Source organism: Bacillus sp. NPDC094106, from assembly GCF_044764345.1.
Taxonomy (GTDB): Bacteria; Bacillota; Bacilli; order Bacillales; family Bacillaceae_G; genus Bacillus_A.
Genome location: NZ_JBIWHY010000011.1, coordinates 84,737 through 98,662, shown reverse-complemented (window position 1 = coordinate 98,662; position 13,926 = coordinate 84,737). Strand labels below are relative to the sequence as shown.

Sequence of the window (13,926 nt, the reverse complement as noted above, 5' to 3'; positions counted from 1 at the left end):
GTTTCGGTGGGAATTATTAAAGAAAATATTACAGAAATGACAGCTGAAATTTCATTAGATCAAAATATGATTTATGTTGTGAAAGATGGACAAATTCACCCGATTGAACCGCCGACAACTGGGCATGGCGAGCAATCGTTTGTATATAAAAGTGGAAAAGTAACTCGTATGGATGAACGGAAAACACAGTTGATTTAATAGAAATGTAATTGGAGGCGTGCTATATGAGAAGTGCTAAAGAATTAAAGGGTCTTAAATTGACACCTGAACAAGAAAAAATTAGAAACAATTTTGTGTTCAATGCTTTAGCAACAGTTGCTGAAATCAATCAAGGTGCAGGAAGAGAAAACATTCCTACTGATGACCTTATTGAAATTATGAATATAGGTACTGATTATGCATTGGATCCAGAAGGATATATGAAGAGATAACCTAATACAATTTTAATTCTGTTCAGGATGAAAGTTTAGTGAAATAAAAAGTAATGAATAAAAGGAAAAACCCCTGGGGGACAGGGATTCACTAAGGGAGATAGTATTGTCGTACAATGTCGAAAATTGGCATATTCAACAAATTAATATTATCACGAATTTTCAGGATATAGTGGTAGTTGATGTGTCAAAAATGTGTACGGATTTCATATAAAAGCGTTATTTGAGAGAAAAGGGGAATGAAAATGAGAAATATGTTTCGTTATACATTCAAACACACTGGTACAGGGAATATTGAGAAGAAAGTTTATACATTAAAGCAATTAGAAGAGCGGGAGGTAGAAAAACTGTCTCCATGCTTTAACGCAAATCATGGGTACCAATTAATTGGAAGAGATGGTTTTACAGGTTTTTTAGACAAGGACGGTAAAGAAATTTATGAAAATGATAGTGATGGATTTTATATCGTAAAAATGGGTCAGTTCCCGGTAAGAGAACATGAAACAGGTGGAATTATAGATAATGCTGTTGGATGGTATTTGGATCCGATAGATAAATCAGTTGAGCCATTTAATTGGGAGATTCCATTAAATAATTTTTGGCTTAATAGATTAGATGATGGTTTTAACAAAAACATTTATGATAATCCGGAACTATTGGGGAATTAATACAAAATCCTTATTAAATAAAAAATCCCTAGAAAGCTAGGGATTTATATATCGGCATATAGTTCCTTGGAAAAGGATGTAATTAGTTTAACATATTGAAGTTCTTATATTTGTGAAATACACGTGAAAGTAATGTGAAAAAACATTGTTTGAGAGGAAGGGGGAATGAGAGATGAATATTCCATGGAAGGAAAGGATATACGCTCTTTATAAAGGAGAGCGTTTCATCACGGAAGGAACTATCCCAGAGATCCATAAGGAAACAAATAAGTCGATAAATTTTCTTAGATATATGACTTTTCCAATCTATGAAAAACGATGCGGTGATAGTGTGAAACGAATGCGTATGGTTCCATTGGATGACGAATAGAAGACTATACAAAAATTTCATTTTGTAGAAAAGGAGAATGGATATGAATTTTGTAAAGCTTGAAGCACAAGAACAATTTGATCAGTTGCAAAAGAGTGATGTTGTAATTGTGAAATGGAAAGAAGGAGCAAGACAATACAAACAGCTAGGGCCAATCACACATCATGATTCTTGTGAAATTAACAGATTAAACGAATTGATATTGAATATATGTAGAAACGATTACTTCTCTATCGATAATTATTTAGCAGGAAAATCGTATGCTGCGGAAGTTTATGTGGTGACTCAATAAAAGAGCAGCTAGCAAAAGCTAACCGCTCGCCCCAGGGAATAGGGAGAAAGATATCTACAGTATTGACGGAATGTCGAGATTTATTCAGGGGTCTATAAAAGTCGAGATAAAATATCTTTGATTAATCCTGTGGCTCCAATTAGGAGTATCGATAGAAAAACTATTGAGAATATACTTTTTTTAGGTTTTTTAAACTCTAGGTATAAGTTAATGATTGCACCAATTGCAATAACAATAAAGATAACGAGTCTTAATATATCTGACATGAATAACACTCCTATGAATTACTTAATTGTATTATACAGGAAGTCATCTTGTGGTTAGGTTGGCGGAATACGATTTAAGGTAAATTTAAACAAAATAATCCTCTTGTAGAAAAGGAACTATAACCATTAAAAGTTATACTTAGAAAATAAAAGTTATTGAGTTGTAGTATGGCATATGAGGTGGCTATCAGACATGAATATGTAGTATATAAGATTACAAAAATAATAGGTTTTAAACTTGAAAAAGATAGTAGAATATATGTAAAAATACATTGGTTTATATGTTAAAATATGTTTATTATGTTTATAAAGGAGCTTTAACTCATGAGTAATCAATCTAAGAATGGTAAAGTGATTTCTTTTATTAATATGAAAGGCGGAGTAGGAAAAACTACATTATGTATTGGTATTGGAGAATATCTGGCAAATTTCAAGGAGAAAAAAATTCTTTTTATTGATTTAGATCCACAATTTAATGCGACTCAATCTATTATGGATCTAACAGATAATGAAGATGAATATATGGATGATTTTCGTCATAGAATCACTATTAGAAAAGTTTTTGAAGATACCAAAACTATTTCTGAGCGGCCCAAGTTACCAGATGTTTCAGAGGTTATACTTAATTTTGATACTGAACCGAATATTAATTTGATTTGTGGGACTATAGATATTATTAAAGATGATACTTCTAATAAATCATTATTTAAAAGGTTGAATAAATTTATTAATGAACATCGATTAAAAGAGAGATATGACTTTATTTTTATTGATTGCCCACCAACTATTTCTTTTTATACAGATGCAGCGTTATACGCTTCGGATTATTACATCGTTCCAACAAGAGTTGATAGATATTCTATTTTAGGGATAAAAATGTTAAAAAATGTGATAGAAAACTTAAAATATGATGAGGAAATAGATATTACTCCATTGGGTATCGTATATACCATGAGGAAACCAGGATTTGATACTAAAAAAACACATGAAATAAAAAAACGTTTTGAATCTGATGCAAATGTTTCTCAATTGGGTATATTTACAAATTCAACTGTAATAGTAAACGATTTAATGGTTGGATATCAAGGGAACATTTCCTCTAAATATACAAAGTCCAAAGAAGATATTGAAAAAGTCGCTGAGGAGTTTTTATCTAGGGTAGAGGGAATTTCAAATAGTAGGGATGATTCTAATGAATAATAATATATTATTAGAATTTAAAAAGCATGTACAATTAGAAAAAGAAAATAAAAATTATACTATTGGTACTGTTACGTTATTAATTTATTCAAAAGAAGTTTTTAAAAACAACAAAGATATTGTTTCTTTTTTAAGTGATGTCTTTGATGAATCGTACTTACCTTACGTAATAAAAAGTAGAACGCTTGTGGCTGCTAAATTGGGAAGAGCATTAGCTAAAAAAGAAGAAAAAGAGTTTAGAAGTATTGATAAGTCTATTTTAATTTATTTCGATTCTGTAATCTTTGATAATTCAAGGGAAGCTGAGGAGACAAAGGAGACCAAGAAAATTAAGAGAAATAAGAAAAAGAATGCTAATGATAAATTAGATTCTTGGTTAAGGGGAATGTAATTGTGCAAAATATAGATAAAGATATAGAGAAGTTTTTAGAAATACTAAATGCAGCCGGGAATTCGTGGAACACAGACAATTTACAGAAAATAGCCTATGGGACAATTTTTTTTAAATGCCTGCAAGACACAAGTGAGAACAAACATTACCTTAAATGTTTAGTGCAAGATTCTTTGTCTATAGTAGATTCACTTTGCCAAAAGTCACAACGTTATTATTATTTTATATTACGTTCTTATATTGAGAACTTCTTTAGATCCTTGTTACAACTGGAGGATACAGATGCAACAGGGGTAATAAGACTTTTTAAAAATGGTAAAAAAATGATTGAAGAAAATGATGAAATCAGTGATTCGTATGAAAAGTTAGAAGCAGTTTATTCTGAATGCTGTTTGTTTGTACACAGTAATATAAATTCTGGTGACGAGATAAACGAATTTTTAAAGTCCATCTTAGAAAGGAATGACTTTGAAAATCCGGTAAATGTAAATGTTTTTTTGGAAAAATTTAATGAGATTTTGGATCTGTCAATTGTTATCTTTTTAACTTGTCATACAGAAATGGTAGATAGTAGCTTTTATCGAAAAAAAGATATTTTGAAAAAAATTCTTTCTGAGAAAAATTATATCATATTCCGTAGCCAAACAATTAACAATTAAATTTACAACAGGATTTATTCATAAACACTTCTGTTTACATTTATATTTACATATTAAAATATAAATGTAATGTGCACCATACATAGTGATACTCAATAGGGTTTTATCCTTAAAGTGGTGAGATATAAGATTTAGTATTTTTAATAAGGTTCTTTACAAGGTTAAAAAATATAAGAAAATGACATGATAATAACTATTAAATATTTAGTCCTACTGGAAGAACCAGCGGACATCGAACTATAAGAGCATTAGCAATATTGCTCTGTAGCTTGGTGTCCGCTTTTTTTGTATTTAAAAAATAGACAAGGAGCGTTTATATATGAATCAATTAACTTTCTTATCTAAAATAGATCGTGCAGCTACTCAGTCAAAGTTAGAAAGTCTTCTTGAAGAAGTACGTATTTATAAACAGTTTGGGATGGTTCGAGAGGAAATGAAAGTAACGCCTTCATATGAAGTGAGATATCACGGTCCTACAAATACAGTAGGAAATCCATTAGAAGATGTAGCCTTAGAAAATATAGAACGTAGTAAACGTGAGCAATATCTTAAAAATATATCATTCCGTATTGATCAATTTTTAAGCCGTTTAGGTAATGGGCGTGCGGGAAGTATTCAGAGGGATATTATCAATAAACGTTATTTAGAAGAAGAAGACGTATGTGATTATATGGTTTATAACGAGATTGGAATGGCTGAACGTACTTATCGTCGTTGGAAATCCAGAGCGTTTTATAATTTAGCTTTTGCACTTAGATTAGAAGTGTATGAAACAGAAGAGCATAACGGAGGGAATGAACTATGAATTTCGTTCAACCAATTCGAGATCCAGAGCAAATACAGTACATTAAAGAATATCTAAAAGAAAAGAACGAACGTAATTATATTTTATTCGTAATGGGAATTAATACAGGTTTACGTATCAGTGATATTTTAAAGCTACGAGTTGGTGATTTAAAGGGTAGCCATATTTCAATGAGAGAAAAGAAAACAGGTAAGCAAAAGCGGATTCAATTAACTCCATCACTAAAAAGAGAATTACGTTGGTATATCGATGAAAGAGAAGATAATGAGTATTTGATTAAAAGTCGTGAGGGAACAAATAAACCGATTGGACGCAGTATGGCTTATAAAATACTTAGAAACACAGCGGCGGAGTTTGGATTAAAGGAGATAGGGACTCATACATTACGTAAAACATTTGGATATCATATGTACATGCAAACAAAGAATATTGCTTTGTTGATGGAGATATTTAATCATTCATCTGAAAAGGTGACATTAAGATACATAGGCGTGAACCAAGATGCAATGGATAAAGCAATGACCAAATTTAAGATATAGTGATATCTTTTTATTTTTTGTTTTTTATAATTACCCATTTTTTACGTGTTGTGTAACTCAAAATAAAAGGTTTGATAAAGTTAAGTATGGCAAGGGATTCAGAGATTGGGGCAGTTACACAAAATATAAGATATGGGTAACTCATTAGAGAGAAATACACAAGAGCAAGATATAGTTAGAGAGAATAAAATAAATGGCAGAGTCGTGACCGCTTTTTGGCCGTAAATGTGCCGGTTGTTTTGCTTTCAACATGATATATTTGTATTGTGAGAAATGGCGGAAAACATTTTTCATATTCCTTTATATTTGGAAATGGATTGTCATGATAAATGAGGGATGGTTGCGGATTGAATGGATGCCGTTTCATGTTATTCGCAGCAATTGTTTGCATGATGTTGCCTTGAAAATGGAGAAGGGCTTTTGCTCTTCTTTCAGTCGCTAATGCAGAGACATGTGTATTAGGGAAAGATATATACTGTTTAGCGATTGAGAGAGGCGTGAAAACACCTTAACCAAACTTAACGAGATGTGAAGCACACAAACATGACTTGTCTATTGTGAAAGCCGTTATCCTATTGGATAGCGGTTTTTAATTTGTTTAAGTGAGGTGGATGATGGCAAAGGAATATGCAAAGAAGTTCTACAAGTCAACAGCATGGAAGAAGTGTAGGGCATCATATTTCAAACTAAGACACGGATTATGTGAGAGGTGCCAAGGTACTGGGAAGATAATTCACCATAAAGATTACATAACACCTGAGAACATTAATGATCCAGAGATAGCACTAAGCTTTAGTAACTTAGAACTATTGTGCCAGGATTGCCACAACCGTGAGCACCATGAGAAGAATAGTCCTGTTGTTGAAGGTGTAATGTTTGATGAGAATGGTGATTTGATTAGGAGGGATGAAAGAAGTGATTGAGAAAACAATTACAGAACATATCAAAGATATCGATAAGACTGTTGATGTATCAAGAGAACAATCTTTAGATAGAACAGATTCTTATTGTTCTTTGATGCAGGCTAAATCAATCGCCTTGTTAGCTTTATCCCAAACTCCCCCCTATAAAAAATAAATTTTAAGGTCTAATAGGGACCGAGGGGGGAGCTTCACGTAACACACAGGTTATTTCTATAGGGGGTGTGGTCATGAAAGGAGTGAAATTTTATGAGCGATAATCTAGATATAGAAAAAGAAAAACGAATTAAGAAAGAGATGACACGATTAAACAGTTTATTGAAGAATTTAGAACTGAAGAAAAAAAGGGCTGTTTCTTCACTCATAAAAAATGCTGCTTTTATGGCTGTCACTTTAGAAGATTTACAAGAAGAAATAAATAAGAATGGTGTCACGGAACAATATCAAAATGGAGCGAACCAATTCGGTATTAAGAAGTCATCAGCTGTAGAAGTATATAACACTATGATAAAAAATCATGTTCAGGTCATGAAGCAATTAACAGATTTACTCCCGAAAGAAACACCTAAAGAAGAGGATGATGGATTCGATGATTTCGTGGCTGATAAATGAGTAAACGAGTAAGAAAGCAGTATCCGTTAACTTATAATTCAATTATTGAGTATTATAATAAAATCGAATCTGGAGAAGAAATCGTATCAAATAAGGTTAGGCGAATATATAAGAAGCTTGTTAACGATGTGTATGATACTTCTTCTGTATTTGAATATGATTCTAAGAAAGCGAATCATGTAATAGAATTCATTGAGAATTTTTGCAAACACTCAAAAGGTAAATGGGGCGGTAAGCCGATTGAATTAGAGTTATGGCAAAAAGCATTTTTAGCAGCTTCATTTGGATTCGTTCATAAGATTGACGGTACAAGAAAGTATAGAGAAGTACTTTTAATTGTGGCCCGTAAAAACGGGAAATCAACCATTGCTTCTGGAATCGGATTGTACTTACAAGTAGCTGATGGAGAACCTGGTGCAGAAATATATGCTGTTGCTACTAAATTAGATCAAGCCAAATTAGTTTGGTTAGATGCAAAAAGGATGGTTAAGAAATCACCTGTATTATTAAAGCGAATTAAACCGCTTGTTCGTGAATTGAACGCAGATTTTAATGACAGTACGTTTAAACCGTTGGGAAGTGATTCAGAAACACTTGACGGTCTTAATGTTCATGGGGCAATGATGGATGAAATTCATGCTTGGAAAGATAAGAACCTATATGACGTTATAGTGGATGGTACTTCCGCAAGGGAACAACCGATGATTTTTATGATTACAACAGCTGGAACTATTCGTGAATCTGTTTATGATATGAAATATGAAGAAGCTGAGATGCTTTTAAATGGTTTGGATGATCCGGATGGCTATAAAGATGATCGTTTCTTGCCAATTATATATGAATTGGATAAAAGAGATGAATGGACCGACAATACCAAATGGGCAAAAGCTAATCCTGGTTTAGGTACAATCAAAAAGACGGATCAACTTGAAACAAAAGTGAATAAAGCAAAAGCGAATTCGTTATTAGTTAAAAACTTATTAACAAAAGATTTTAATATTCGTGAAACAAGTACAGAAGCTTGGTTAACATTTGAACAATTAAATAATAAAGCTATCTTTGATATAGCAAATTTAAAGCCTTCTTATGGGATTGGTGGTTGTGATTTATCTTCAACAACCGATTTAACCGCAGCGAAGGTTATTTTCGTGCTTCCAAACGATCCACATATTTATGTCTTACAAATGTATTGGCTTCCGGAGGATTTACTTGAACAAAGAAGCAAAGAGGATAAAATCCCATATAACTTATGGGCTGAACAAGGGTTGTTAAGAACTACGCCAGGAAATTCTGTTCATTATAAATTTGTTACTCAATGGTTCTTAGAAATACGGGATGAATATGGTATCTATATCCCTTGGATTGGATATGATAGGTGGTCCGCAAAATATTGGGTCGAAGAAATGGAGGGATATTTCGGTAAAGAAGCGATGATTCCAATTGCCCAAGGTAAACAAACACTTTCTAGCCCTATGAAGTTATTAGGTGCAGATTTAGAATCAAATTTAGTAAATTATAATAATAATCCTATTGATAAATGGTGTTTATCAAACACAGCTATTGACGTTGATAAAAACCTTAATATACAGCCGAACAAAACAAATAATCAGCGTAGAAGGATCGATGGGACCGCAGCTCTTTTAAATGCTTATGTGGTACTTCAGGAAAAACGTAATGATTATCTGAACATGATTTAAGGGAGGTGAGAAATTGGGGTTATTTAACAAGATATTTGGTAAGAAGCAACCACCTACTACAACTCGTTTTGAAATGATAAACGACAATGGAGGGGGCTTTTTTTCATGGAATGGGGATATCTATCAGAGTGATATTATCAGAGCTTGTATACGTCCTAAAGCAAAGGCTGTTGGCAAACTAGTTGCTAAACATATAAGGGATAATGCAAATGAATTTAAAGTGAATCCTGAGTCGTATATCAGATTTATTTTAGAAGAACCTAATCCATTAATGACAGGTCAAATGTTTCAAGAAAAAATGACCGTGCAATTAGAATTGAATCACAACGCATTTGCTTATATTAAACGTGATGAACTCGGCTTTGTAACTAAAATTTACCCTATACCCTGTGTAACGGTAGAAGTTGTAGAAGGAATACAAGGCGATATCTTTCTAACTTTTTATTTTAAAAATGGAAAGAGAATGACTGTTCCGTATGTTGATGTTATTCATCTAAGAAAAGATTTCAATGAAGATGATTTTTTCGGTGAACATCCAGGTAAAGCATTATCTTCATTAATGGACATTGTCACAACTACTGATCAAGGAATTGTGAAAGCAATTAAAAATAGTGCAGTGGTGAAATGGATATTAAAATTCAAATCTGTTCTAAAGCAAGAGGACATTGATATGCAGGTTCAAAATTTTATTAACAATTACTTAAGCATTGATAATGTTAACGGTGGCGCAGCTTCTTCTGATCCACGTTATGATTTAGAACAAGTTAAACCAGAAGCATTTGTTCCGGATTCTAAGCAAATGCAAGAAACAACTCAAAGAATTTACAACTTCTTCAATACAAACGAAAAAATTATACAAAGTAAGTATACGGAAGATGAATGGAATGCCTATTATGAATCTGAAATTGAACCATTAGCAATGCAGCTTGCTGGAGAATTTACCAGGAGGCTTTTTTCACGTCGTGAACGTGGGTTTGGTAACAAAATCATTTTCGAAGCAGCGAGCCTTCAATATGCTTCTATGTCAACAAAGATGAATTTAGTTCAAATGGTTGATAGAGGAGCAATGACACCGAATGAATGGCGTTCCATTCTTTCATTGGGTCCGATTGAAGGTGGAGATAAACCAATTCGAAGACTAGATACAGCACTAGTTAAAGCCGGAAAGGTAACTGATAAAGGAGGTGGGGACAATGGACAAGACGGAGACAAGGGAAATAGTAACGCAGAAGATTGAAATCAGAGAAGATGACAATGGAAATCGGACACTTATAGGCTATGCAGTAAAGTGGGAAAAGAAATCTTTAGTCATGGGATATTACCGTAAGTTTCGTGAGCAATTCAAAAATGGAGCATTTACAGAAACATTGCAAAATGATGACCAACGTTTTTTATGGTCCCACGATACATCGAAAGTATTAGGTAGAACGAAAAATAATACTTTGCGTTTAAGTGAGGATGCTGTGGGCTTACGTTTTGAATTAGATTTACCAGATACAACTTTAGGTAATGACACTTACAAATCAATTAAACGCGGTGATGTGGATGGCGTCTCGTTTGGATTTAGCATGATAAGCGAAGAAATTGAAGAGCCTGACGATGATCTTATGTTACGAACTGTTACAAAAGCGAAATTATTAGAAGTTAGTGCAGTTGCTTTTCCGGCATATCCGGATTCAGAAGTAAGTGCTAGGGGATATGATCCGTATAAGCATTTTACAGAAGAAAAAAAACGCTCGGAAAAGCGTAAAAGATTATATTTACAAACATTATTATAAAAGGTGGTCATTAACATGAATAAAGAACAATTATTAAAACGTAAATCTGAAATCAGCGAATTACTAGGTGATGAAACTCGCTCTATTGATAATTTAAATGATATCGAAAAAGAATTACGAGATATTAACGAACAGTTAGCAGCAATTGAAAAACGTGAACAACTTCTAAATGAAGCACGATCTATTAATGATGGTAATGCAACAGGTGCTCATAAGATTGAAACTTTTAATACGAATAAACAAAACGAGCAACGTGAACTTGGTACAGATTCTCCTGAATATCGTAATGCTTTCATGAATTATGTATTGCGTGGTGAGGAAATTCCGGCTGAACTTCGTGCGAATGCAGTTACAAAAACAGGTGATGTTGGTTCTGTTATCCCACAAACAGTATTAGATAAGATTGTTGAAAAAATTGAAGCCGTAGGAATGATTCTACCTTTAGTTACTCGTACAGCTATTAAGGGGGGCGTGACAGTACCAACTTCATCGGTTAAACCAGTTGCTACATGGGTTGCTGAAAGTTCTGGAAGTGACAAGCAGAAGAAGACTACTGGAAGCATTACTTTTAACTACCATAAATTACGTTGTGCTGTAGCAATTTCACTTGAAACGGATACGATGTCTCTAGCAGTTTTCGAAACGACATTAATTAATAACGTTGTGGAAGCTATGACAAAAGCTATTGAACAAGCTATTGTTAGCGGTGATGGATCTGGAAAACCAAAAGGGATTCTAGCAGAAACATCAATTGAGGGACAAGCGTTAGATGTTGCGAAAATCAATTACAAAACTTTAACAGATGCAGAATCTGCTTTACCCCTTGAGTATGAAGCCAGTGCTGTTTGGACAATGACTAAAAAGACATTTATGGAATTTTCAGCTATGGTAGATTCTTCAGGACAACCAATTGCACGTACTAATTATGGAATTTCCGGTAAACCAGAACGTATTTTATTAGGACGTCCAGTTGTTCTATGTAATTATGTTGACAGCTTTGCAACAGCTACTGAAGGGACTCCATTTGCTTTCTTGTTTAATTACAAAGACTATATTCTTAATACTAACTATCAAATGGGTGTTAAGAAATATGAAGACAACGAAACTGATGATCTTGTTACAAAAGCTATTATGATTGTGGATGGTAAAGTTGTAGATAAAAATTCTTTAGTTGTGTTAAAAAAAGCTCCAGCAGCTTAACGGAGGAGTGATTCGATGAAACTTCCAGTTTTGAAAGCTTTCATTGATAAGGAAACTAAAGTTGGATACTCAAAGGAAGATATGTATGAATCGAATGATTCAAAGCGTATTGCCTTTTTAGTTGAAAAAGGGTTTTTAAAAAGTAATGAAACTTATTCTGATGTCCCTAAACACACTGGTGGCGGTTGGTATGAATTATCTAACGGTGAAAAGGTACAAGGGAAAGAAGATGCTATTGCATTTGAAAAATCATTAAGAGGTGAGGAATGATGCTTACAGATGTAAAAAAATCATTGCGTATTTCTCATGATTCACTTGATGATGAAATTGAAGATTTAATCGAAGCGGCCCGGCACGACTTAATGTTGTCGGGGGTTTCAAAAACTAAAGTGAATGATGATGAAGATCCATTAATTAAAAGAGCGGTTATTACGTATGTTAAAGCTAATTTTATCGCTGATGTTAAAGAAGTAGACCGTTTTCAATCATCTTATAACATGCTTAAAAATCACCTAACATTAGCAGGTGATTACCAATGAATGATATTCTATTCTTCCCTGAGATTACAACTGTTGAGGATGATTTAGGACAAAAAGAAGAAATTGAAACCTTTAGTAAACAAGTCTTCTGTAAGAAGAAATCTGTTCCACAAACTGAATTTTTTCAAGCGGGACAAAGTGGAATTAAGCCTAAATGTGCATTAATAGTTTACACACTGGATTATCAAGAAGAACAAAAAGTAAAGTATCGAGAGAAAGAATATAGCATTTACCGCACGTACGAGAGAAATGATGAAAAGATTGAACTGTATTGTGAGGTGAAAGCTGGTGGCTAGTATTAACAATCTTGCAAACGAGATTGCGAGAGAAATGCAACGGTATTCTAACTTAGTAGAAGAAGAACTAGAAGTTGCTAAAGAAGAAGTTGCAAAGAATCTTGTGGACGAGTTAAAGCAAAAAAGTCCTAAAAAGACAGGTAATTATCGCAAGGGATGGCGCGCAAAGAAGGATGGAAAGTCAATCATTGTCCATAATGTGTTAAAGCCACAACTTACACACTTGTTAGAAAAAGGACATGCGAAAGCAAATGGCGGACGGGTTCCAGCTCAAGTCCACATTGCTCCGGCTGAAGAACATGCGATAAATGATTATTTAGAGCGTGTCGAAAGGGCGATTAGACAATGACATTAGGTGAATTAAAGAAATTTCTTGATGCTACAGGTTATCCTGTGGCTTATTCGCATTTCACAGCAACACCAGATAACCCAGTACCTAAGCCGCCTTATATTTGTTTCCTTGTGCAGGGCTCGCCTAACATGACGGCTGATAACAAGGTTTATCAAAAAATAAATGATGTCAACATTGAGCTTTATACAACTAAAAAAGATTTGGTTGCAGAAGCCAAGCTTGAACAAGTCTTAGACAATCATGAGATACCTTATGAATCGTTTGAGACTTTTATTGATACTGAGAAACTATTCCAAAAAATATATGAAACGAGGTTGATGTAGATGGCTGAAAATAAAGTAAGTTTCGGTTTAAAAAACGTTCATTATGCTCCATACGAAGTAACAGATGGTGTAGTAACATATGGAACACCGATTCCAATGCCAGGTGGGGTTGAGTTAACATTTGAACCACGTGGGGATTTAATTGAGTTTTATGCGGATGATATGTTGTTTTATTCTGCAAGTAATAACCAGGGTTACGATGGCACAATAGCGATTGCTACTGTGCCAGAACAATTTTCCATTGATGCATTAGGCGAGAAGCTAGATGAAACAGATGGTGTATTAAATGAGTTAGCTGATGCGAAAGGGAAGCAATTTGCATTACTGTTTGAGTTTGATGGTGATATTAATGCGACTCGACACGTTATGTTCAGTTGTACAGCAAGTCGACCTACAATTGCATCTAAAACAAAAACAAGTTCTGCTGAACCAAATACAAATGAACTTAAATTTGTATCTAGTCCAATTGATATTAAAGGAAAGCGTATGGTTAAAACAAAGACAACTTCTAAAACAACACCAGCAATTTACGATAATTGGTACAAAAAAGTTTATGTAAAAACAACAACGCCACAAGGAGCGTAAATA

The 13,926-nt window shown here is 33.6% G+C and carries 23 protein-coding genes; all 23 read left to right on the top strand.

Translation table 11 applies throughout. The features are described from left to right. The first annotated feature begins 6 nt into the window (after positions 1-6). Positions 7-198 carry a DUF3954 domain-containing protein gene (locus ACIQ7L_RS17045; RefSeq protein WP_400570680.1) on the top strand — a complete coding sequence of 64 codons (192 nt, stop codon included), beginning with the start codon at positions 7-9 and terminating at the stop codon, positions 196-198. Positions 199-224: 26 nt separating this feature from the next. After that, the gene (locus tag ACIQ7L_RS17040) at positions 225-431 is read left to right on the top strand and encodes a hypothetical protein (RefSeq protein WP_400570679.1); all 207 of its coding nucleotides are present in this window, start codon (positions 225-227) and stop codon (positions 429-431) included. 245 nt (positions 432-676) lie between these two features. Then, positions 677-1,099 (top strand): hypothetical protein, encoded by a 423-nt coding sequence (locus ACIQ7L_RS17035; protein ID WP_400570678.1) that lies wholly within the window; start codon positions 677-679, stop codon positions 1,097-1,099. Positions 1,100-1,271: 172 nt separating this feature from the next. Beyond that, positions 1,272-1,469, top strand: a complete 198-nt coding sequence (locus ACIQ7L_RS17030; RefSeq protein WP_400570677.1) for a hypothetical protein — start codon at positions 1,272-1,274, stop codon at positions 1,467-1,469. 43 nt (positions 1,470-1,512) lie between these two features. Further along, on the top strand, positions 1,513-1,761 hold the full coding sequence (locus ACIQ7L_RS17025; protein WP_400570676.1) for a hypothetical protein: 249 nt from the start codon (positions 1,513-1,515) through the stop codon (positions 1,759-1,761). A 590-nt stretch (positions 1,762-2,351) separates the two neighbouring features. After that, complete coding sequence (locus ACIQ7L_RS17020; protein ID WP_400570675.1) at positions 2,352-3,227, top strand: ParA family protein; 876 nt, start codon at positions 2,352-2,354, stop codon at positions 3,225-3,227. Next, entirely contained in the window at positions 3,220-3,618 is a 399-nt protein-coding gene (locus ACIQ7L_RS17015) for a hypothetical protein (protein ID WP_400570674.1), read from the top strand. The genes ACIQ7L_RS17020 and ACIQ7L_RS17015 overlap by 8 nt, the downstream gene beginning before the upstream one ends. 2 nt (positions 3,619-3,620) lie before the next feature. Next, positions 3,621-4,277: a hypothetical protein gene (locus tag ACIQ7L_RS17010; RefSeq protein ID WP_400570673.1), complete on the top strand. Its 657-nt coding sequence runs from the start codon at positions 3,621-3,623 to the stop codon at positions 4,275-4,277. 319 nt (positions 4,278-4,596) lie between these two features. Next, positions 4,597-5,082, top strand: coding sequence for an ArpU family phage packaging/lysis transcriptional regulator (locus ACIQ7L_RS17005; RefSeq protein WP_400570672.1), 486 nt, complete (start codon positions 4,597-4,599; stop codon positions 5,080-5,082). Then, a complete protein-coding gene (locus ACIQ7L_RS17000) occupies positions 5,079-5,621 on the top strand; it encodes a site-specific integrase (protein WP_400570671.1) in 543 nt (180 codons plus the stop codon). The genes ACIQ7L_RS17005 and ACIQ7L_RS17000 overlap by 4 nt, the downstream gene beginning before the upstream one ends. A gap of 614 nt (positions 5,622-6,235) precedes the next feature. Next, positions 6,236-6,544, top strand: coding sequence for an HNH endonuclease (locus tag ACIQ7L_RS16995; protein WP_400570670.1), 309 nt, complete (start codon positions 6,236-6,238; stop codon positions 6,542-6,544). Beyond that, complete coding sequence (locus tag ACIQ7L_RS16990; RefSeq protein ID WP_400570669.1) at positions 6,528-6,698, top strand: hypothetical protein; 171 nt, start codon at positions 6,528-6,530, stop codon at positions 6,696-6,698. Before ACIQ7L_RS16995 ends, ACIQ7L_RS16990 begins: the two co-directional genes overlap by 17 nt. 92 nt (positions 6,699-6,790) lie before the next feature. Further along, positions 6,791-7,153 carry a hypothetical protein gene (locus tag ACIQ7L_RS16985; protein ID WP_400570668.1) on the top strand — a complete coding sequence of 121 codons (363 nt, stop codon included), beginning with the start codon at positions 6,791-6,793 and terminating at the stop codon, positions 7,151-7,153. After that, a complete protein-coding gene (locus ACIQ7L_RS16980) occupies positions 7,150-8,850 on the top strand; it encodes a terminase large subunit (RefSeq protein WP_400570667.1) in 1,701 nt (566 codons plus the stop codon). The genes ACIQ7L_RS16985 and ACIQ7L_RS16980 overlap by 4 nt, the downstream gene beginning before the upstream one ends. 13 nt (positions 8,851-8,863) lie before the next feature. Further along, positions 8,864-10,087 carry a phage portal protein gene (locus ACIQ7L_RS16975; RefSeq protein ID WP_400570666.1) on the top strand — a complete coding sequence of 408 codons (1,224 nt, stop codon included), beginning with the start codon at positions 8,864-8,866 and terminating at the stop codon, positions 10,085-10,087. Next, positions 10,044-10,628, top strand: coding sequence for an HK97 family phage prohead protease (locus tag ACIQ7L_RS16970; protein ID WP_400570665.1), 585 nt, complete (start codon positions 10,044-10,046; stop codon positions 10,626-10,628). Before ACIQ7L_RS16975 ends, ACIQ7L_RS16970 begins: the two co-directional genes overlap by 44 nt. Positions 10,629-10,643: 15 nt before the next feature. Further along, complete coding sequence (locus ACIQ7L_RS16965; RefSeq protein WP_400570664.1) at positions 10,644-11,828, top strand: phage major capsid protein; 1,185 nt, start codon at positions 10,644-10,646, stop codon at positions 11,826-11,828. A gap of 15 nt (positions 11,829-11,843) precedes the next feature. Continuing rightward, entirely contained in the window at positions 11,844-12,098 is a 255-nt protein-coding gene (locus ACIQ7L_RS16960) for a hypothetical protein (RefSeq protein ID WP_400570663.1), read from the top strand. Next, positions 12,095-12,367 (top strand): head-tail connector protein, encoded by a 273-nt coding sequence (locus ACIQ7L_RS16955; RefSeq protein ID WP_400570662.1) that lies wholly within the window; start codon positions 12,095-12,097, stop codon positions 12,365-12,367. The genes ACIQ7L_RS16960 and ACIQ7L_RS16955 overlap by 4 nt, the downstream gene beginning before the upstream one ends. Then, positions 12,364-12,663 carry a phage head closure protein gene (locus tag ACIQ7L_RS16950; protein ID WP_400570661.1) on the top strand — a complete coding sequence of 100 codons (300 nt, stop codon included), beginning with the start codon at positions 12,364-12,366 and terminating at the stop codon, positions 12,661-12,663. The genes ACIQ7L_RS16955 and ACIQ7L_RS16950 overlap by 4 nt, the downstream gene beginning before the upstream one ends. Continuing rightward, on the top strand, positions 12,656-13,012 hold the full coding sequence (locus ACIQ7L_RS16945; RefSeq protein ID WP_400570660.1) for an HK97 gp10 family phage protein: 357 nt from the start codon (positions 12,656-12,658) through the stop codon (positions 13,010-13,012). Before ACIQ7L_RS16950 ends, ACIQ7L_RS16945 begins: the two co-directional genes overlap by 8 nt. Continuing rightward, positions 13,009-13,338 (top strand): hypothetical protein, encoded by a 330-nt coding sequence (locus ACIQ7L_RS16940; RefSeq protein ID WP_400570659.1) that lies wholly within the window; start codon positions 13,009-13,011, stop codon positions 13,336-13,338. The genes ACIQ7L_RS16945 and ACIQ7L_RS16940 overlap by 4 nt, the downstream gene beginning before the upstream one ends. Then, the gene (locus ACIQ7L_RS16935; RefSeq protein ID WP_400570658.1) at positions 13,339-13,923 is read left to right on the top strand and encodes a major tail protein; all 585 of its coding nucleotides are present in this window, start codon (positions 13,339-13,341) and stop codon (positions 13,921-13,923) included. Positions 13,924-13,926 lie beyond the last annotated feature (3 nt).

Coding starts and splice junctions, on each gene's coding strand:
- ACIQ7L_RS17040 (WP_400570679.1), top strand. CDS start 225: ATGAGAAGTGCTAAAGAATTAAAGGGTCTTAAATTGACACCTGAACAA.
- ACIQ7L_RS17035 (WP_400570678.1), top strand. CDS start 677: ATGAGAAATATGTTTCGTTATACATTCAAACACACTGGTACAGGGAAT.
- ACIQ7L_RS17030 (WP_400570677.1), top strand. CDS start 1,272: ATGAATATTCCATGGAAGGAAAGGATATACGCTCTTTATAAAGGAGAG.
- ACIQ7L_RS17025 (WP_400570676.1), top strand. CDS start 1,513: ATGAATTTTGTAAAGCTTGAAGCACAAGAACAATTTGATCAGTTGCAA.
- ACIQ7L_RS17020 (WP_400570675.1), top strand. CDS start 2,352: ATGAGTAATCAATCTAAGAATGGTAAAGTGATTTCTTTTATTAATATG.
- ACIQ7L_RS17015 (WP_400570674.1), top strand. CDS start 3,220: ATGAATAATAATATATTATTAGAATTTAAAAAGCATGTACAATTAGAA.
- ACIQ7L_RS17005 (WP_400570672.1), top strand. CDS start 4,597: ATGAATCAATTAACTTTCTTATCTAAAATAGATCGTGCAGCTACTCAG.
- ACIQ7L_RS17000 (WP_400570671.1), top strand. CDS start 5,079: ATGAATTTCGTTCAACCAATTCGAGATCCAGAGCAAATACAGTACATT.
- ACIQ7L_RS16995 (WP_400570670.1), top strand. CDS start 6,236: ATGGCAAAGGAATATGCAAAGAAGTTCTACAAGTCAACAGCATGGAAG.
- ACIQ7L_RS16990 (WP_400570669.1), top strand. CDS start 6,528: ATGAAAGAAGTGATTGAGAAAACAATTACAGAACATATCAAAGATATC.
- ACIQ7L_RS16985 (WP_400570668.1), top strand. CDS start 6,791: ATGAGCGATAATCTAGATATAGAAAAAGAAAAACGAATTAAGAAAGAG.
- ACIQ7L_RS16980 (WP_400570667.1), top strand. CDS start 7,150: ATGAGTAAACGAGTAAGAAAGCAGTATCCGTTAACTTATAATTCAATT.
- ACIQ7L_RS16970 (WP_400570665.1), top strand. CDS start 10,044: ATGGACAAGACGGAGACAAGGGAAATAGTAACGCAGAAGATTGAAATC.
- ACIQ7L_RS16965 (WP_400570664.1), top strand. CDS start 10,644: ATGAATAAAGAACAATTATTAAAACGTAAATCTGAAATCAGCGAATTA.
- ACIQ7L_RS16960 (WP_400570663.1), top strand. CDS start 11,844: ATGAAACTTCCAGTTTTGAAAGCTTTCATTGATAAGGAAACTAAAGTT.
- ACIQ7L_RS16955 (WP_400570662.1), top strand. CDS start 12,095: ATGATGCTTACAGATGTAAAAAAATCATTGCGTATTTCTCATGATTCA.
- ACIQ7L_RS16950 (WP_400570661.1), top strand. CDS start 12,364: ATGAATGATATTCTATTCTTCCCTGAGATTACAACTGTTGAGGATGAT.
- ACIQ7L_RS16940 (WP_400570659.1), top strand. CDS start 13,009: ATGACATTAGGTGAATTAAAGAAATTTCTTGATGCTACAGGTTATCCT.
- ACIQ7L_RS16935 (WP_400570658.1), top strand. CDS start 13,339: ATGGCTGAAAATAAAGTAAGTTTCGGTTTAAAAAACGTTCATTATGCT.